At 71.4% G+C, this 17,594-nt stretch carries 16 protein-coding genes; 4 read left to right on the top strand and 12 right to left on the bottom strand.

The window, feature by feature from the left end:
- Positions 1-91: 91 nt before the first annotated feature.
- The 7 genes from CD790_RS32515 to CD790_RS32485 form a co-directional block, all read right to left on the bottom strand.
- Positions 92-1,762 carry a DoxX family protein gene (locus CD790_RS32515; protein ID WP_144386976.1) on the bottom strand — a complete coding sequence of 557 codons (1,671 nt, stop codon included), beginning with the start codon at positions 1,760-1,762 and terminating at the stop codon, positions 92-94.
- A gap of 1,023 nt (positions 1,763-2,785) precedes the next feature.
- A complete protein-coding gene (rlmB, locus tag CD790_RS32510; protein ID WP_144386975.1) occupies positions 2,786-3,739 on the bottom strand; it encodes a 23S rRNA (guanosine(2251)-2'-O)-methyltransferase RlmB in 954 nt (317 codons plus the stop codon).
- 109 nt (positions 3,740-3,848) lie between these two features.
- Positions 3,849-5,246 carry a cysteine--tRNA ligase gene (cysS, locus tag CD790_RS32505; protein WP_144386974.1) on the bottom strand — a complete coding sequence of 466 codons (1,398 nt, stop codon included), beginning with the start codon at positions 5,244-5,246 and terminating at the stop codon, positions 3,849-3,851.
- Between the two features lie 100 nt (positions 5,247-5,346).
- On the bottom strand, positions 5,347-5,754 hold the full coding sequence (locus tag CD790_RS32500) for a PPOX class F420-dependent oxidoreductase (RefSeq protein WP_144386973.1): 408 nt from the start codon (positions 5,752-5,754) through the stop codon (positions 5,347-5,349).
- 353 nt (positions 5,755-6,107) lie between these two features.
- A complete protein-coding gene (gene ispF, locus CD790_RS32495; RefSeq protein ID WP_144386972.1) occupies positions 6,108-6,647 on the bottom strand; it encodes a 2-C-methyl-D-erythritol 2,4-cyclodiphosphate synthase in 540 nt (179 codons plus the stop codon).
- Complete coding sequence (gene ispD / locus CD790_RS32490; RefSeq protein ID WP_144386971.1) at positions 6,634-7,410, bottom strand: 2-C-methyl-D-erythritol 4-phosphate cytidylyltransferase; 777 nt, start codon at positions 7,408-7,410, stop codon at positions 6,634-6,636. Before ispD ends, ispF begins: the two co-directional genes overlap by 14 nt.
- A 358-nt stretch (positions 7,411-7,768) precedes the next feature.
- Positions 7,769-8,251: a CarD family transcriptional regulator gene (locus tag CD790_RS32485; protein WP_009716930.1), complete on the bottom strand. Its 483-nt coding sequence runs from the start codon at positions 8,249-8,251 to the stop codon at positions 7,769-7,771.
- Between the two features lie 524 nt (positions 8,252-8,775).
- Between CD790_RS32485 and CD790_RS32475 the strand changes: the two genes are divergently transcribed.
- Complete coding sequence (locus CD790_RS32475; protein WP_144386970.1) at positions 8,776-9,522, top strand: DUF461 domain-containing protein; 747 nt, start codon at positions 8,776-8,778, stop codon at positions 9,520-9,522.
- Positions 9,523-9,699: 177 nt separating this feature from the next.
- On the opposite strand, the gene CD790_RS32470 is transcribed toward CD790_RS32475, so the two are convergent.
- Together CD790_RS32470 and CD790_RS32465 are read right to left on the bottom strand one after the other, a co-directional pair.
- Positions 9,700-10,380 (bottom strand): response regulator transcription factor, encoded by a 681-nt coding sequence (locus CD790_RS32470; RefSeq protein ID WP_144386969.1) that lies wholly within the window; start codon positions 10,378-10,380, stop codon positions 9,700-9,702.
- Positions 10,377-11,723, bottom strand: coding sequence for a cell wall metabolism sensor histidine kinase WalK (locus CD790_RS32465; protein ID WP_144386968.1), 1,347 nt, complete (start codon positions 11,721-11,723; stop codon positions 10,377-10,379). Before CD790_RS32465 ends, CD790_RS32470 begins: the two co-directional genes overlap by 4 nt.
- 299 nt (positions 11,724-12,022) lie before the next feature.
- Here CD790_RS32465 and phoU point away from each other — a divergent pair, with 299 nt between their 5' ends.
- Together phoU and CD790_RS32455 are read left to right on the top strand one after the other, a co-directional pair.
- Complete coding sequence (gene phoU / locus CD790_RS32460) at positions 12,023-12,700, top strand: phosphate signaling complex protein PhoU (RefSeq protein ID WP_144386967.1); 678 nt, start codon at positions 12,023-12,025, stop codon at positions 12,698-12,700.
- A gap of 435 nt (positions 12,701-13,135) precedes the next feature.
- Positions 13,136-13,531 (top strand): hypothetical protein, encoded by a 396-nt coding sequence (locus CD790_RS32455; RefSeq protein ID WP_144386966.1) that lies wholly within the window; start codon positions 13,136-13,138, stop codon positions 13,529-13,531.
- Between the two features lie 98 nt (positions 13,532-13,629).
- On the opposite strand, the gene CD790_RS32450 is transcribed toward CD790_RS32455, so the two are convergent.
- A complete protein-coding gene (locus CD790_RS32450) occupies positions 13,630-14,391 on the bottom strand; it encodes a phosphoglyceromutase (protein ID WP_144386965.1) in 762 nt (253 codons plus the stop codon).
- A gap of 107 nt (positions 14,392-14,498) precedes the next feature.
- Here CD790_RS32450 and CD790_RS32445 point away from each other — a divergent pair, with 107 nt between their 5' ends.
- Positions 14,499-15,806 (top strand): MFS transporter, encoded by a 1,308-nt coding sequence (locus CD790_RS32445; protein WP_144386964.1) that lies wholly within the window; start codon positions 14,499-14,501, stop codon positions 15,804-15,806.
- 48 nt (positions 15,807-15,854) lie between these two features.
- On the opposite strand, the gene CD790_RS32440 is transcribed toward CD790_RS32445, so the two are convergent.
- Both CD790_RS32440 and CD790_RS32435 read right to left on the bottom strand, forming a co-directional pair.
- Positions 15,855-16,598 carry a hypothetical protein gene (locus CD790_RS32440; RefSeq protein WP_144386963.1) on the bottom strand — a complete coding sequence of 248 codons (744 nt, stop codon included), beginning with the start codon at positions 16,596-16,598 and terminating at the stop codon, positions 15,855-15,857.
- A gap of 265 nt (positions 16,599-16,863) precedes the next feature.
- Positions 16,864-17,247: a peptidase inhibitor family I36 protein gene (locus CD790_RS32435; RefSeq protein WP_144386962.1), complete on the bottom strand. Its 384-nt coding sequence runs from the start codon at positions 17,245-17,247 to the stop codon at positions 16,864-16,866.
- Between the last annotated feature and the right edge of the window lie 347 nt (positions 17,248-17,594).

Here is a 17,594-nt window from a genome sequence, read left to right as displayed (position 1 = left end):
GGCTGCACACCTACAATCACCACCGCGGCCACACCGCACTGAAAGGCCAACCACCCGCCAGCCGCGTCCCCAACCTCACAGGGCAATACACCTAGCCGAGCAGCCCGCCCAGCGCGCCGCCGCTGGAGCCGCCGCCGGAGGTGGAGCCGCCGCCACCGCCGCCACCCGCGCCCGGGGCGCTGCCACCGCCGGGGGCGGCGGGGGCGGTGTCGCCGGCACCACCGGTGCCGCCGGTGGAGGAGGGGCCGGCGGAGGTGGTCTCCGGGGCTGCGGGCTGCTGCTCCTGCGGCTGCGGGGCCTGCGGCGCGGTCTGCGCGCCCTGCGCGCCCTGGGTCTGGCTCGGCTGACCGCCGACGGTGGCGTTGCCGGAGCCGATGGTGCCCGACTCGCGCACCGCGCCCGGCGCGGAGGACGACGGGACCGAGGCCGAGGGGGCCGGGGTGCGCTCACGGGTCGCCGGGGCGCCGGTCGACCCGGCCGGCCCCTGGGTGTCGCGCGGAGTGCGGCCCTCGGACTTGCGGGGCAGCGGCGAGCCGGGCAGGTCGTTGGTCGGGGGGTCGCTGGGGCCGGGCGCGTTCACCATGTCGGAGGTGCGCACGGCGCCACCCAGCATCGAGCCGAAGAGCAGGGTCAGCCCGGCGATGACGGAGACCATGACGGTGCCGCGGCGCAGCACCCGACGGCGCAGCTGCCACACCTCGACGCGCGGCCCGAGCCGCCGCCATGCCTCGCCGGCGAGCCGGGCGTCCATGGAGTACACCGGGGCCCCCGCGATGATCAACGGGCTCCAGGCGGCGAGGTAGATGATGTCGGGGGCGTCGTAGGCGGGGACGGTGCGCCAGCTGACGGTCACGATCAACGCGGCGGACAGCAGCGCGCCGATCGCGGCGGCGACCCGCTGCCAGAGGCCGAAGACGGTGAGCACGCCGACCACGACCTGGAGGAACGCCACGGTCAGCCCGGCGCCCACCGGGTGCGCGAGGGCGAGGTCACGCAGCGGGGAGGCCATCGGCCAGGGGTGCAGGGACTGCAGCCAGGTGACCATCGAGCCGCGCTCGCCGCCGTCGAAGTAGACGGGGTCGGAGAGCTTGCCCATGCCCGCGTAGATCGAGATGAGGCCCAGGAAGATGCGCATGGGCAGCAGCACGACGCCCAGGTTCATCCGCCGGCCGGGGTAGTACGCGTGCCGCACGGAGTCGCCCGACCGCCGCGACCGCCGCGGCTCCTCGTCGTCGGCGCCCAGATGGGCCTCGGCGACCAGGCCGCCCGGCCCGTCGTCGTACGCGCGCCGCGGGTACTCCCCCGGCGCGCTGCGGGCCAGCGGCAGCTGCGCGGTGGCATCGGCCTCGCCCCGGGGGCTGCGCGGCCCGATGACCCCGGTGGGCGGGTCGTCGAGCCGCACCCGCGGCAGCACCTGGGTGGCCGCCCCCGCCTCCTCGGCGTCCACGCCGCGGATGCCACCCGCGTGCCGTACGGCCTGGAGGAGCTGGGCCGCGGCCGGGTCGCCGCCCGGCCCGGTCCGCCCGGTCCACACCACCGGCCGCCGCCGCGGCGCCGATGGCACCGCGTCCAGCCGGACCGTGTCCTCCGCCAACCGGCTCCCGCCCGGCGGCTCGGCGAGCCGCACCCGGAAGCTCGCGTGATTGACGATGACCTGCGCCGGATCACATGGCACCTTGGCCATGATCAGCTGCGGCTCGTCATCAAATCCCGATGAGCGTCCCCCCGAAGGCGTGCGGGGTGTTCTGGTGTCCACGCTCATCTAACCGAGTGACCCGCGTTTAAGACACTCCCTTGACCGCCACCAAGTGTCCGAGACCCGTCAAGTCAAGATCACCCCCCGCCTCCCACCCCGAGTCCGCGCCCGCCGCCCCGGCGCCGCCCGCGGGCCCCCACCCCCACGTCGGGCCGCGTCCGCGGAAAGCCCCCGCACGACCCCCACCAGCCGACTCTGGCCGGCGCGGCCACAGCAGCGGCCTGGATCGCGGGACGACGTAAGCCCGCCCCGAAGGCGCTGACACTGGCGACGGCGCGCAAGCCCCCCGGAACGGACACGGGCCGCCCCACCCAGCCCCCCAGACGGCCGCACGAGCACGGGCGGGACACCCCACCCCACCCCCAACGGGCACACGACAACGTCGCCCGCCACCAGCCACCCGGGCCAGCGCCAGCCGGCTCCGCAGGCGCGAGCGACAGCACGGGCCGGGGCCCGGACACCCCACCCCACCCCCAACGGGCACACGACAACGTCGCCCGCCACCAGCCACCCGGGCCAGCGCCAGCCGGCCAGCAGGCGCTGCCAACAGCACGGGCCGGGGCACCGCCCAGGAACACCCCACCCACCAACGGGCACACAGGGCAGCCACGCGGGCCGGCGCCAGCCGGCTCCGCGGGCGCTCGCGCCGGCACGGGCAGGGGCACCCGCCCCGTCAGGGGCGGGTGGGCGGGGAAAAAACCGCGTACGGCGGCGCACGCCACGAACCGGCACAGCGGAACACGCACCCCCGTGCCGCAGGCCAAAAGACACCGCCCGCAGAGGCGCCCCCGGGTACGCCCAATGGGTCACACCCGCCGGCGCAAGGCTCAGCGGGCCCTGGCGACGGCACGCACGGGCAGGCACCCACCCGCCCCGTCAGGGGCGGGTGGGCGGGAAAAAACCGCGTACGGCGGCGCACGCCACGAACCGGCGCAGCGGAACACGCACCCCCGTGCCGCAGGCCAAGAGGCACCGCCCGCAGAGGCGACTCGGGGCACACCCAAAGGGGTCACGCCCGCCGGCGCGAGGCTACGCGCGGCGGCGCGCGGCCTCGTACAGGACGACGCCCGCCGCCACACCCGCGTTCAGCGACTCCGCGCCGCCCGGCATCGGGATCCGCACGCGCAGATCGCAGGTCTCGCCGACGAGCCGCGACAGGCCCTTGCCCTCGCTGCCCACGACGATGACGACGGGGCCGTCGAGGGCCTCCAGCTCGTGCAGCTCGACATCGCCGTCCGCGGCGAGGCCGACGACCGTGAGCCCGGCCTTCTGGTAAGACTCAAGGGCGCGCGTCAGGTTGGTGGCGCGCGCCACCGGCGTACGGGCGGCGGTGCCCGCCGAGGTCTTCCAGGCGCCGGCCGTCATGCCGGCGGCGCGCCGCTCGGGGACGACCACGCCGTGCCCGCCGAAGGCGGAGACGGAGCGGACCACGGCGCCCAGGTTGCGCGGGTCGGTGACGCCGTCGAGGGCGACGATCAGCGGGTCCTCGCCCTCCGCGGCGGCCGCGTCGACGAGGTCCTCGGGGTGCGCGTAGTCGTACGGCGGGACCTGGAGCACCAGGCCCTGGTGGTTGAGCCCGTTGGTCATCCGGTCGAGCTCGCCGCGCGGCGCCTCCATGAGGTTGATGCCGCCGCGCTCGTTCGCCAGCTGCAGCGCCTCGCGCACCCGCTCGTCGTTGTCGATGAACTGCTGCACGTAGAGCACGTTCGCCGGGACGCCCTCGCGCAGCGCCTCCACGACCGGGTTACGGCCGACCACCAGCTCGTTGGTGCCCTTGGGGCCACCGCGGCGCGGAGCCGGACGGCGGGCCGCCGCCTTGGCGCGGGCGTTCGCGGCGCGCTGCTTGACGTGTCCCTTCCGCATCTCGGCGGGCGGGGTCGGGCCCTTGCCCTCCAGGCCACGGCGTCGCTGGCCGCCGCTGCCGACCGTCGCGCCCTTCTTGTTGCTGGTGCGGCGGTTCCTGCGCTGGCTGTTGCCGGCCATGGGTCACCCGTTTCCTACAAACGTATGTACTAACTCAGTCATCAGTGTGCCGCCCGGTCTCCCAGGCGGCACAACATGCGAGGTCAGCGCCTACGCGCGGACCCCTGGCTCAGCGGCTGCCGAGCTCCCAGCGCGGACCCGCCGGAGTGTCCTCGATGACCAGCCCGGACTGCTGAAGCTGGTCGCGGATGGCGTCGGCCGTCGCGTAGTCCTTGCGGGCGCGGGCCGCTTGCCGCTGGTCCAGCACCATCCGGACCAGGGAGTCGACCACGCCGTGCAGGTCGTCGCCGCGCTCGCCGCCGGCCCACTGCTCGTCCAGCGGGTCCAGGCCCAGCACCCCGAGCATCGCCCGGACCTCGGCCAGCCGCGCCACCGCCGACTCCTTGTCGTCCGCGGTGAGGGCGGAGTTGCCCTGTCGGACGGTGGTGTGCACGATCGCCAGCGCCTGCGGCACGCCCAGGTCGTCGTCCATCGCCTCGGCGAAGGCCGGCGGCACCTCGGCGGCCGGGTCGACGACCTTGCCCGCCAGCTCGGTGACCCGCTGCACGAAGCCCTCGATGCGCGCGAAGCCGGCCTCGGCCTCGCGCAGCGACTCCTCGCTGTACTCGATCATCGAGCGGTAGTGCGGGGTGCCCAGGTAGTAGCGCAGCACGATCGGGCGCCACTGCTTGACCATCTCCGAGACCAGCACCGAGTTGCCGAGCGACTTGCTCATCTTCTCGCCGCTCATGGTGACCCAGGCGTTGTGCGTCCAGTAGGCGGCGAAGTCGTCGCCGAACGCCTTGGCCTGGGCGATCTCGTTCTCGTGGTGCGGGAAGATCAGGTCCACCCCGCCCGCGTGGACGTCGAAGGCGCGGCCCAGGTACTTGTGCGCCATCGCCGAGCACTCCAGGTGCCAGCCCGGACGGCCGCGGCCCCACGGGGTCTCCCAGCTGGGCTCGCCCGGCTTGACGGCCTTCCAGAGCGCGAAGTCGCGCGGGTCGCGCTTGCCGCCGTCGGCCGCGTCGCTGGCCGCCTGGAGGTTCTCCAGCTCCTGGTTGGACAGGCTCAGATAGCCCTCGTACGAGCGCACGTCGAAGTAGACGTTGCCCTCGGCGGCATAGGCGTGACCGCGGTCGATCAGCCCGCGCATCATCTCGATCATCTCCGGCACATGGCCGGTCGCCCGGGGCTCGTACGTCGGCGGCAGGCAGCCCAGCGCGTCGTACGCCGAGTTGAACGCGCGCTCGTTCTCGTAGCCGATCGCCCACCACGGGCGGCCCTGCTCCAGGGACTTGACGATGATCTTGTCGTCGATGTCGGTGACATTGCGGACGAACGTCACGTCATAGCCGCGGTACGCGAACCAGCGACGCATGATGTCGAAGTTCAGCCCCGACCGGATGTGTCCGATGTGCGGGGCGGCCTGCACGGTCGCGCCACACAGGTAGATCGAGACGCAGCCCGGCGTGAGCGGGGTGAAGTCACGGATCTGCCGGGCGCTGGTGTCGTACAGGCGAATAGTCACGCGTCAAGGGTAGTCGGAACGCGGCAGTGCCCCGCGACCATTCGGCCGCAGGGTCACCGAAGCGTGACAGAAGTCCGGAATCACCCCATCCGTGGGCCGGTCAGAGCCCCATGCCCGCGATGTGCGCCGGCTGGACGCGGACGATGACGCGCGGCGCGTCCTGCGCCGAGGCCGGGTTGAAGTCCGCGTACCGCTTGCCGGTGTACTTCAGCGACAGTTCGTCGATGAGCTCCTGCGCCCCCTCGCTGTCCAGCCGCGCCTCGCCGCGCAGCTCCGCGTAGGTGTACGGGGAGTCGCTCGGCTGCACCACCACCGACACCCGGGGGTCGCGGCGCATGTTCTTCTCCTTGCGGCGGCCGAGCGTGGTGGAGATGAGCACGTCGTCCCCGTCGCGCTTGACCCAGGTCGGCGACGCCTGCGGGCTGCCGTCGGGGTTGAGCGTCACCAGTGTGACGAAGACCGGGGAGTCCAGCATGTCCTTGACCGCGTCGGGAAGTGTGACCGGCACCGGCGGAGTCCTTCCGTAAGGGGCCCGGATGGGCCGCGTACGGATAGCCGTTCCGCGCCGGGCCACCGCCGGAGCGACGCCCGGTCCGGCTTCCACCCGTAGGGCCACGGAGTTACGCCGGGAAGACCAGCGCCGGCCGGCCCGAGTCCCTCCGCCGGCCCTCGCCGGCGCCGAGGCTCACCGGCCCAGGCCCTCGCCGGCCCAGGTCCTCGCCGGCGCCGGGCCTCATCAAGCCTCGCCGGCCACCGGCGGCCACCGCCGACCACGGGCCCCGCAGGGGGATCGGCTCCTCGGGCCGCTCCCGCCGGGCCCGGCGCGGCGCCCGCGGCGCGGCCCGAGCCCGCCGCCGGGGGCTACACCGGGTAGACCAGCGCCGTGGCGATCGCCGCCAGGCCCTCGCCGCGCCCGGTCAGGCCCAGGCCGTCGGTCGTGGTGCCGGAGACCGACACCCGCGCGCCCACCGCCTCGGAGAGCACCCGCTGCGCCTCGTCCCGCCGCTTGCCGACCTTCGGTCGCACGCCGATCACCTGGATCGCGACGTTGCCGATCTCGAAGCCGGCCGCGCGCACGATCCGGGCGGCCTCGGTGAGCAGGGTGACGCCGGAGGCGCCGGCCCACTCGGGGCGGTCGGTGCCGAAGTGGGCACCGAGGTCGCCGACACCGGCGGCGGAGAAGAGCGCGTCACAGGCGGCGTGGGCGGCGACATCGCCGTCGGAGTGCCCGGCCAGCCCCCACTCGTCGTTCCCCGGGCCCTCCCAGCGCAGGCCCGCGCACCACAGCTCGCGGCCGCGCTCGAAGGCGTGCACATCGGTGCCGATGCCGGTCAGCGGCAGCGGCGGCACGGCCGGGGTCCGGCCCTCGGCCGACGTCCGCGGCGGCTCAGGCGAAGCCATCGGTCACCCTCCTCCGGGCCAGCACGGCCTCGGCCAGCACCAGATCCAGCGGACGCGTCACCTTGAACGCCTCCTCGTGGCCGGGCACCACCACGACCTCGACGCCGAGCCGCTCCACCATGCCCGCGTCGTCCGTCGCGCCCTCGCCGGCCACCGCGACCTTCGCGTGGGCCTCCGCCAGCGTGGCCCGGTCGAAGCCCTGCGGGGTCTGCACGGCGCGCAGCAGGGCGCGCTCGGGGGTGGCCACCACCGGCTCGGGCTCGCCGGCCCGCTCGCCGGTGCGCGGCTCGACCTGCTTGACGGTGTCGGCGAGCGGCAGCGCCGGGACCACGGCGGGCGCCCCGTCCCGCACCGCCGCGACGACGGCGTCCACGGTGTCCACCGGCACCAGCGGGCGGGCGGCGTCATGGACCAGCACGGTGGTGACGTCGTCGGGAAGCGCGGCCAGGCCCAGCCGGACCGACTCCTGGCGGGTGCCGCCGCCGGGCACCACGAGCACCTCGGTGTCGCGGGGCAGCGGGTACTCGTCCAGCAGGTGGCGCACCTCGGCCGCGCCGTCCGGCGGCGCCACGACGACGACCAGGGAGACGGCGCGGGAGCCGGCCATCGCCCGGACGGCGTGGACCAGCATCGGAATGCCGCGCAGCGTACGCAGCGCCTTGGGGGCGCCGGGGCCGAGGCGCACGCCTCGGCCGGCCGCGGGGATGACCGCGGCGGTGCGGGAGAGCCGCCCGGGGCCCTGCGGGCCCTCGGAGGCGGACAATGCGTTGGCGTTCAGGTTTGCTTCCTCGGCCGAAATGGGTATGGCCACAGCGTGCCGGGCGCGATGCCCCGACCGGACCCTTCCGTGACACCGGTCGAGCCAGCTGCCCGGGCCCGGCACACCCAGTTCCGTGACCCCCGCGCAGAGCACCGGCTCGGCGTCTGGAGATCGCGGCTCGGGGACCCGTTGCAGATCAGGTTCGGCGGATCAGCGGATCGGAGTCGCTAGGGGCGTCGATCGGCCCGGTCGGCCGGGGCGCCAGGGAATGCACAGATGCCGCAGCGCCCGGCGACGGCGGACAAGGCTTGGTGAGCACCAAGCCCGCGTCACGTCTTCCGGGCACCGCGGCATTCGTACGTCAGGACGCGAGGACCTCGTCGAGCAGGGCCTCTGCCTTGTCCTCGTTCGTGCTCTCAGCGAGGGCGAGCTCACTGACCAGGATCTGCCGGGCCTTGGCGAGCATGCGCTTCTCACCAGCGGAGAGACCGCGCTCGCGCTCACGACGCCACAGGTCGCGCACGACCTCGGCGACCTTGATCACGTCACCGGAGGCGAGCTTCTCGAGGTTCGCCTTGTAGCGACGGGACCAGTTCGTGGGCTCTTCCGCGTACGGTGCGCGCAGCACCTCGAAGACCCGGTCCAGCCCGTCCTGGCCGACCACATCACGCACACCGACGAACTCCGCATTGTCCGCCGGCACACGAACCGTGAGGTCGCCCTGTGCGACCTTCAGCACCAAGTAGGTCTTGTCCACGCCTTTGATCTGGCGAGTTTCGATGGCCTCGATCAGCGCGGCCCCGTGATGGGGATAGACCACGGTGTCGCCAACCTTGAACGTCATGTGACAGGTACCCCTTCCGTGGCTATCCAGGGTAACACGGGAAGAGGCTGTTCTGAATGGCGTTTTCGCAGGTCAGGGCATATCTCGGGGCTTGACAACAACAGCCGGAACGTGCTGCGAGGGGGTCGCGGAAGCGGGTATTCGCAGGTCGGAGCCACTGTCCGGGCACACTGAAACGCGCACGTTACACCGCCCGAGACCGCCACGCGAGTGGCTGTACGTCCCGTTTTGCCGGAGTCCGCGGGCGCCTCTCGCGCTACTCCGTTCGATCCCCGTCCGCCGGAACGCGGTGATTCGCGAATTGATCACGCCACAGATGATCAAGAGAGTGATCAATTCACGGTCGGTGGCTCCCGGCGTACTCCACGCATTCCTTACGGATAATCCGCCTTCCGGACGCCGGGACGATATTCCGACCCGCTACTGATCGTCGGGGGGCGGGTCGGGTGCGGCCCGGCGAGGACGGCTCGGTAACCTAAGCCCGCTGATCCAACCTTTACCTCGTCCTAGGAGATGCCGCCGCCGTGAGCAGCGACCTTCGACGCGGCGCCCTCGCCGCCACCGCCCTCGTGCTCTCGATCGCCCCGCTCTCCGCCTGCGCGGCCGGGAACGACGCACAGACGCTGGAGATCAAGCCGGACAACGCCGCGACGTCCGTGGGCGGCATCAAGCTCCAGAACGCGACGCTGATCACCCAGCCCGACCTCAAGGGCCACGGCCCGGCCGTGATCTCGGTCAAGATCTTCAACAACGGCCAGCGCGACCAGACCCTGGAGGGCATCGCCGTCAAGGGCGCGGACGAGCCGGTCAAGCTCACCCCGGCCAAGGGCTCGGGCAAGCTGGTCGTGCCGGCCAACGGCTCGCTGACGCTCGGCGGCAAGGACAACGCCTCCGCGGTGATCCCCAGCGGCCGCGAGGCGGTCAAGGACGGCGACGCGCAGACCATGACCTTCGACTTCAGCGAGACCGGCAAGGTCTCGCTGGACGCCTTCGTGGTGCCGGCCACCAGCTACTTCGACAAGTGGGGCCCGGAGAAGCCGCCGACCGCCCCCAAGCCGCAGACCCCGGCCAAGCCGGGCACGCCGACCGGTGAGACCACCCCGGGCGCCCCGACCGGCTCTCCCACCGGCACCCCGGCCGGCACCCAGAACCCGAAGAACCCGGAGCAGCCCGGCGCCGAGACGAACAAGCCGGGCGGCGCGGCCACCACCCCCGGCGGCGCGGTCGCCCCGGGCGAGCCCGACCCGAACGGCGCCCACGCCGGTCACTGATCCACCCGTCCCGCCCGCGCGGACGCCTACGACAGGGGCGTACGCGCGGGCGTAGCGGCGAACACGCGTGAGGGCGGCCCCGCAAGACCCGGGGCCGCCCTCACGCGTCGTAGGCGCCGCTCGGCCCGGTGGAGGACCGGACCTACGGCGCTCTACGGCTCGCGCCCGCGGCGCGTTCTACGGCTCGAACTTGTAGCCCAGACCGCGCACCGTCACCAGGTACCGCGGGGCGCCCGGGTCCGGCTCGATCTTGGCGCGCAGCCGCTTGACGTGGACGTCGAGGGTCTTGGTGTCGCCCACGTAGTCGGCGCCCCAGACGCGGTCGATCAGCTGCATGCGGGTCAGCACGCGGCCCGCGTTGCGCAGCAGCATCTCCAGGAGGTCGAACTCCTTCAGCGGGAGGTCGACCTTGCCACCGCCGACCGTCACCACGTGCCGGTCCACGTCCATCCGCACCGGACCCGCCTCCAGGGCGGCCGGGGCGACCTCCTCCGGCTCGCCGCGACGGCGCAGCACGGCCCGGATGCGGGCCACCAGCTCGCGCGACGAGAAGGGCTTGGTCACGTAGTCGTCGGCTCCTATCTCCAGCCCGACGACCTTGTCGATCTCGCTGTCCTTGGCGGTCACCATGATCACCGGGACGTTGGAGCGGCCGCGGAGCTGGCGGCACACCTCGGTCCCCGGCAGACCGGGCAGCATCAGGTCGAGCAGCACCAGATCGGCGCCGTTGCGCTCGAACTCATCCAGCCCCTCGGGCCCCGTTGTCGCGATGGCGACCTCGAATCCCTCCTTGCGGAGCATGTACGACAACGCATCGCTGAACGACTCTTCGTCCTCGACGACGAGCACTCGGGTCACGGAAGGACCTCCGGGGCTGAAAGCGGATCGTTGGTGAAGGTCTCGTACGCCCGGTCCGGGTCCTCGCCTTCGAGGTCCTCGGGGCCGATCAGGGGGTGACCGAGGCGGCCGCGCTCGCGCTCCGCCTTGGCCGCGGCCCGATCCCGGACGCTGCCTGCCTCCGGCAGGCGCAGGGTGAAGGTGGAGCCCTGGCCTTCGGCGCTCCACACCGTGACCTCCCCGCCGTGCGAGGCGGCCACGTGCTTGACGATGGCGAGACCGAGGCCGGTCCCGCCGGTCTGCCGAGAGCGGGCCGGATCGACGCGGTAGAAGCGCTCGAAGATCCGCTCACGGTCCTTCTCGGAGATGCCGATGCCCTGGTCGGTCACCGCTATCTCGATCAGATCCCCGCCGGGGGCCACCACCCGCCGGGCGGCGATCCCGACCCGGGTGCGGGCGGGGCTGTAGTTCACGGCGTTCTCGACGAGGTTGCCCAGCGCCGCCGCGAGCTGGCCGCGGTTCCCCCACACATGGAGGTCGGCGGAGCCACCCGCCCGTCCGTCCTCGCCCGTGCCCCCTCCGGGCGCCACCAACGAGGTGGCCATGGTGATCTGCTTGGTGCCCGCCTGGTGGCGGCAGCGGTCGATGGCCTCGGTGACCAGCTCGTCCACCCGCACCGGCTCGGCGTCCTCCAGCGGGTCGTCGTTCTGCACCCGGGAGAGGTCGATGAGCTCCTGGACCAGGTTGGTGAGCCGGGTCGCCTCGATCTGCATCCGCCCGGCGAAGCGGGTGACCGCCTCGGGGTCGTCGGAGGCGTCCATGACGGCCTCGGAGAGCAGCGAGAGCGCGCCGACCGGGGTCTTGAGCTCGTGGCTGACATTGGCCACGAAGTCGCGTCGTACGGCCTCGATGCGGCGGGCCTCGGTGAGGTCCTCCACCAGCAGCAGCACGAGCCGGGAGCCGAGCGGGGCGACTCTGGCGGAGACGGCCAGCGCGTCGCCGCGGCCCGTGCCGCGCCGTGGCAGGTCCAGCTCGATCTGGCGTATCTCCCCGTCCCGCCGGGTGTCGCGCGCCATCTGCATCATGGGCTCGACGGCGAGCTTGCCGCCGCGCACCAGTCCGAGGGCGTACGCGGCGGAGCTGGCCTTGACGACGGCGTCCGCCTCGTCGAGCACCACGGCCGAGGAGCGCAGCACCGAGAGCACGGTGTCCACGCCCGGCGGCAGCACGGCGTCGGTGTGCAGGGAGGACCGCGTGGGCTTGGCCTGGTCGCGCTCACTCCAGCGGAACGCCAGCATGGCGATCACGCCGGTGCACAGACCGGCGATCGCTGCCAGTGCGGCGACGGCCGCGTCCACGTTCATGCATCCAGGTTATGCGTGCCGCGGGACCGCCCCCTAGCCGTCGAGGGGCTCCCCCGGGGAGACGTTTCCCAGAGTTCACCGGGGAGTCGGTGCCGGTTCATTCCGCCCGCCCCGCCCGGCCGGCCGGTGCCCGCCGGGCGGGGCGGGCATCCGCCGTTCGAAAATGTTTGTTCCCCAGAGTTCACCGAGGGGTCTGGACGCGTTCATACAACATGCCGAAACCCGACGCGTTTCAGCCGGACCGTAGGCATCGTGGAACCGGCATGACAGTCGGGCAGAGAGACGAGAGAAGGTCAGTGATGCGGGACGCCTACCACGAGGAGCTCGATTCGATCGGTGAGGGCCTGGTCGAAATGGCCCGGCTCGTCGGGTCGGCCATCGGCCGCGCCACGACGTCGATGCTCGACGCGGACCTGAAGCTCGCCGAGAGCGTCATCGCCGCCGACGAGAAGGTCGACGACCTCCAGCGCGACCTGGAGGCCCGCGCGATAGCCCTGCTCGCCCGCCAGCAGCCGGTCGCCACCGATCTGCGGATCGTCGTCACCAGCCTGCGGATGAGCGCCGACCTGGAGCGCTCCGGGGACCTGGCCCAGCACGTGGCCAAGCTGGCCCGGTTGCGCTTCCCCGACACCGCGGTCCCACGCGACCTGCACGCCACCATCCTGGAGATGGGCCAGCTCGCCCAGCGGCTGATGGCCAAGGCGGCCGAGGTGATCATCACCAAGGACGTCGACCTGGCGCTCCAGCTGGAGCACGACGACGACGCGATGGACCTGCTGCACCGCACGCTCTTCCAGCACCTGATGGACGACCGCTGGAAGCACGGCATCGAGACCGCCGTGGACGTGACCCTGCTGGGCCGCTACTACGAGCGCTTCGCCGACCACGCGGTGTCGGTCGCCAAGCGCGTGGTCTACCTGGTCACCGGCGAGCACGCGGACGAGATCGTTCCGGCCGAGCCGGTGGACGGGGCCTGAGCCGCGTTCCGGCCAGCACCGGGAGAGGTTCCGGCCGCACCGGGGGAAGATGCGGCCGAATGCCGCCACGCGCCCTTGATGCGCCCTTACCGACGGGAGTGGAATAGCCCTCAGGAATTGACCCCATTCCAGGAGGTACACCCATGGCGAACTCCTCCAGCCCCGTCTCGCGCATAGCACCTCCCGTGGAGAGCAGCGGCTGCAACTGCGGCCCCAGCTGCCAGTGCGGCTGCCAGTCCGGCGGCCCCTGCAACTGTGGCGGCTCCTGCGGCTGAACCTGACCCGTGCGACCACGTACGGAGGGCCCCCGACCGACGTCCGGTCGGGGGCCCTGCCATGGCTCAGGACCTGCCCGGTCGGCTCAGGACGCGCTTGAGCCCCTGCACGGGGCCGCGAGGGGGAGACCAGCGCGCGATGGGTCAGTAGAGTCGCCGCATGGCGGCACCAGTGCTTCAAGCGATCGAGGCGGACGGGACGACCTGGGACGACCCGTCCGAGGAACAGCTACACGACCTGCTGGCCGACATGAGTCTCAGCTGTCGGTTCGTCGTCGTGAACCGGCTCGATGGGGAACCCGCTGACCAGCACTACATGCAGGTGTATCTCAACGACGACCTGAGCTATCAGGTGGAGTACCGCGAGGGAGGGCCGGACCGGCACTTCCAGGCATGGGTACCCCGCGAGCACGAGATCTTCGCGGTGGAACCCGTGGCGAAGGTGCTTCAGGACTGGGCCTTCGGACGACCCGGTTGGCGTGAGGCCCTCTCCTGGGTCCCGTGGTCGCCCGCGGAGTCGTGCGCCCGCCACCACCCCCTCACGGCCCCTCGCTGACGGCTGCGACCAGGACAGGCGCCTCGTAGCGGGCGGCGAGCAGCGACAAGCCCCCTACTCGCGGAGCATCCGCGGGTAGGGGGCTTGATCGTTGGTTCTTACTTCTTCTTGCCCTGGTTCTTGACGGCCTCGATGGCGGCCTTGGCGGCCTCCGGGTCGAGGTAGGTGCCGCCCGGGGTGACCGGGCGGAAGTCGGCGTCGAGCTCGTAGGCGAGCGGGATGCCGGTGGGGATGTTCAGCCCCGCGATGTCGGCGTCGGAGATCCCGTCCAGGTGCTTGACCAGCGCGCGCAGGCTGTTGCCGTGCGCGGCGACCAGCACGGTGCGGCCGGCGAGCAGGTCCGGGAGGATGCCGTCGTACCAGTACGGCAGCATGCGGGTGACGACGTCCTTGAGGCACTCGGTGCGCGGACGCAGCTCGCTCGGGATGGTCGCGTAACGCGGGTCGTCGCTCTGCGACCACTCGGTGCCGTCCTCCAGCGGCGGCGGCGGGGTGTCGTAGGAGCGGCGCCACAGCATGAACTGCTCCTCGCCGAACTCGGCGAGGGTCTGCGCCTTGTCCTTGCCCTGCAGCGCGCCGTAGTGGCGCTCGTTGAGCCGCCAGGAGCGGTGCACCGGGATCCAGTGCCGGTCGGCCGCCTCCAGCGCCAGCTGCGCGGTGCGGATGGCGCGCTTCTGGAGCGAGGTGTGGACCACATCGGGGAGCAGGCCGGCGTCCTTCAGCAGCTCACCGCCGCGGACCGCCTCCTTCTCGCCCTTCTCGTTGAGGTTGACGTCCACCCAGCCGGTGAACAGGTTCTTCGCGTTCCACTCGCTCTCGCCGTGGCGGAGGAGGATCAGCTTGTACGGTGCGTCGGCCATGCCGTCGAGCCTAATGGAAATCCATGGCACCCCGACCGCCAGGGGATGTAAGCTGCGCTGGGCCAATTCGGCTCTTACGCAAGCTGGCACACTCGGGGGAGCGGCACGTGTCCTTGGCCACGGTGAAGAGGGCGGCGAAAGAGAGCGTCTCGGGGCTGCCCCGCGCGTTCTGGTGGCTGTGGACCAGCACGCTGGTCAACCGGCTCGGCGCCTTCGTCGCCACCTACATGGCCCTCTACCTGACCGTGGAGCGCGGCTACTCCGCCTCGTACGCGGGCCTGGTCGCCGCCCTGCACGGGCTCGGCGGCGTGGTCTCCTCGCTCGGCGCCGGGGTGCTGGCCGACCGGCTGGGCCGGCGGCCGACCATGCTGATCGGGCAGATCGCCACCGCCGTCTCGGTCGCCGCGCTCGGCTTCATGCGGCACCCGGTGGCCATCGCGGCCATGGCCTTCGTCGTCGGCGCGGCCGTCAACGCCTCGCGCCCCGCCGTGCAGGCGATGCTGGCCGACATCGTGCCCCCGAAGGACCGGGTGCGGGCCTTCGCGCTGAACTACTGGGCCATCAACCTGGGCTTCGGCGTCTCCGCCGCGGCCGCCGGCTTCCTGGCCGAGTACAGCTACCTGGCCTGCTTCCTCGGCGAGGCCGCGCTCACCCTCGCCTGCGCCCTGGTGGTCTTCGTGAAACTGCCGGAGTCCCGGCCCGAGCAGACCCCGCGCGCCGAAGGGGCGGCGGCGGAGCCGGAGGTCCGGCTGGGCACGGTGCTCCGCGACGGCCGCTTCATGAGCGTGGTCGGGCTCTCCTTCCTCATCTCCCTGATCTTCCAACAGGGGATGGTCGGCCTCCCCGTCGCCATGGGCGCCGAGGGCTTCTCCAGCGCCGACTACGGCCTGGTCGCCGCCGTCAACGGCGTTCTGATCGTCGCCATGCAGATCCCCGTCACCCGGCTCATCGAGCACCGCGACCCGCGGCGGCTGCTGGTCCTCTCCGCCCTGCTGGCCGGCTACGGCTTCGGGCTCACCGCCTTCGCCGGCTCGCTGGGCGTCTACGCCCTCACCGTCTGCGTCTGGACCCTCGCCGAGATCGTCAACTCCCCCACCCAGATGAGCCTGGTCGTGAAGCTCTCCCCGCTCCACGGCCGCGGCCGCTACCAGGGCGTCTACTCCATGTCCTGGTCCGTCGCCGCCCTCGCCGCGCCCCTGGCGGCCGGCCAGGTCGTCGACCGCTACGGCGCCGACTGGCTGTGGGCGGGCTGCGCCGCGCTGGGGACGGTGGCGGCGCTGGGGTACTGGCTGCTGATGCGGAACCTCGCGGGGCGGGAGGAGCCGGTGGCGGCGCGGGCCGAAGACCGCAGGGATGAGGGCGACGCCGACGCCGACGCCACCGCCGGCACCAACGCCCCCGGCTCTGTCGCCTGACGGGTGGTCATTCCGGTTGCCGGTTGCCGTGACCGGCGACGCCAACCATCACAGGTGCCTGGCCCGGACGGTCGCGCCCAATTCGGGCTGAAGACCGGCGTTTCGGAGTTCGACCAGCAAGGATTGCCTGACCTGACGCAGCTTCTCCCCGCCAACCCGTATCGCTACCTTCTGGTACGCCGTCTCAACAGCAACCCATACGCCGATGACGTTCGTCTGCCGCTTGCACTCGACATCGGCGACGGCAGTTCGAATCTCCAGCTGTCCAGGCTTCGCGGTGTTCAGGAACACATCGCTGTCTCCCGGGTCCATTGGATGGGTGTACTGGAACCCCTTTTGTTTCATACATGCGGACCACGAACGAAAGGCAGAACGCACACGAGAGTCTTTTTCGACTTCTCTGCCGACATCAAGAGCCACGGCCGCCGCATAGTCTTCGTCATCCATACGAGGCGCACCTTTTCCCAGAGAACGCTCGGCCTCGGCCCTGCATCCGCCAGCGGGCAGTTTCTTACCGTCTTCGGTATGCGTCGCCCCACCATTGAGTGCGTGTTGCTGCCGCTTCGTGAGTGACGGCTCTTTTATGTCACCGCCGCTCTCCTCGGCCTTGGTTAGGTGATATCCGTAACGTCGAGCCCGAGAAAGCGAGGTGAGACCGTAAGCATTCTCATTCATTCCTTGGTTCAACATGGGCGAGGGGGAGGAATTGTGCTGGGTGAGGTCGACTCGATATCCAAAGCGATTCATGCAGGATTGCGCCCGCCGGTTCAGTTCATCCTGCAGCGCAGCCATCTGACTCATGGTCAGTCGATAGGAGTCCAGAGGCAAGTTGACCTTACCGGTGTCAAGAATGCGCGCTATGTGCGCGACCGGAGGTTCACCAGGCGGCGGCTGGCGTGGCGTTTCCGAAGCGCAGCCGGCGAGCAGGGCTGCGGCGCATATCATCCACGTGACACCTTTTCGGGTTTCCATCTTCCCCCCACGTCGGTACCCGGTACCGCCCGCTGCCCCTGCCGATCACAGCAGGGGCAGCGGAATCGCTCCTCAATCGATCGGATCAGCCAGTGTAGATGAACTGGTTCGAAGAGGCCGTGTTGTCGTACTGAGCCCCAAGAGTCGCACGGGACTTGTCCGACCCGACACAGATGCTCTTCCCCCTATAGTTCGCCTTCGTGTAGAGGCAGAGCTTGTAGGTGTTGGCCGTGTTCTTCACGGAGGAGAACCGGTTGTCGATGGAACCTCCTTGGTAGAACTTGTACCCCGAATAGCTCTTCAGAGAGCCCGCACGGTCAAAGATATTTCCACGGAAGTTGTCACCGTCATAGGCGCACATCTCCGAGTCACCACACTTGCCGTCGTAGCTGTCAGCAAACGCCGGCCCAGATATGCTTAACGTTCCCACGATGGCAATCCCGGCAGCAATGCCCGCGATCTTCCGCATGAACTGATCCCCTCGTAGATGCTGCCCACGGGACAGCAATGGTCAGAAACCTTCCGGGTGGTGATGTGTCCGGCACCGGGGGACTCCAGTCGGCACCCCGTCGGGTGACTGGCCGCACAGCCTGGCAGCCTGTGCGGCTCGGCAAGCACGACCCCTGCTGCTGGATCACGCATCAAACGCTATTGACGTCAAGCACAGGCGCACGAGGAACCAGAGCACGATCCGTATCCCTCGCACGGCGGAGCAACGTCATCCCTCTGGTGGAGAAGCCCAGACGCGAGTGGGTGCCGCGGGGTGCCGCGCTCGGCGACCGGCAGACACCCTGAACCCCCACCCCGACGACGGGA

Origin of the sequence: Streptomyces sp. SAJ15 (genome assembly GCF_007595705.1) — a bacterium.
Taxonomy (GTDB): Bacteria; Actinomycetota; Actinomycetes; order Streptomycetales; family Streptomycetaceae; genus Streptomyces.
Note: the sequence above shows the minus strand (reverse complement) of the source record. Positions and strands in the feature narration are given on the sequence as shown.

Excerpts from the sequence above, each read along its gene's own strand:
- CD790_RS32465 (WP_144386968.1), bottom strand. The coding sequence starts at position 11,723 with ATGAACGTGGACGCGGCCGTCGCCGCACTGGCAGCGATCGCCGGTCTG.
- CD790_RS32450 (WP_144386965.1), bottom strand. The coding sequence starts at position 14,391 with ATGGCCGACGCACCGTACAAGCTGATCCTCCTCCGCCACGGCGAGAGC.
- phoU (WP_144386967.1), top strand. The coding sequence starts at position 12,023 with ATGCGGGACGCCTACCACGAGGAGCTCGATTCGATCGGTGAGGGCCTG.
- ispF (WP_144386972.1), bottom strand. The coding sequence starts at position 6,647 with ATGGCTTCGCCTGAGCCGCCGCGGACGTCGGCCGAGGGCCGGACCCCG.
- CD790_RS32485 (WP_009716930.1), bottom strand. The coding sequence starts at position 8,251 with ATGACGTTCAAGGTTGGCGACACCGTGGTCTATCCCCATCACGGGGCC.
- CD790_RS32455 (WP_144386966.1), top strand. The coding sequence starts at position 13,136 with ATGGCGGCACCAGTGCTTCAAGCGATCGAGGCGGACGGGACGACCTGG.
- CD790_RS32435 (WP_144386962.1), bottom strand. The coding sequence starts at position 17,247 with ATGCGGAAGATCGCGGGCATTGCTGCCGGGATTGCCATCGTGGGAACG.
- CD790_RS32440 (WP_144386963.1), bottom strand. The coding sequence starts at position 16,598 with ATGGCTGCGCTGCAGGATGAACTGAACCGGCGGGCGCAATCCTGCATG.
- CD790_RS32515 (WP_144386976.1), bottom strand. The coding sequence starts at position 1,762 with ATGAGCGTGGACACCAGAACACCCCGCACGCCTTCGGGGGGACGCTCA.
- rlmB (WP_144386975.1), bottom strand. The coding sequence starts at position 3,739 with ATGGCCGGCAACAGCCAGCGCAGGAACCGCCGCACCAGCAACAAGAAG.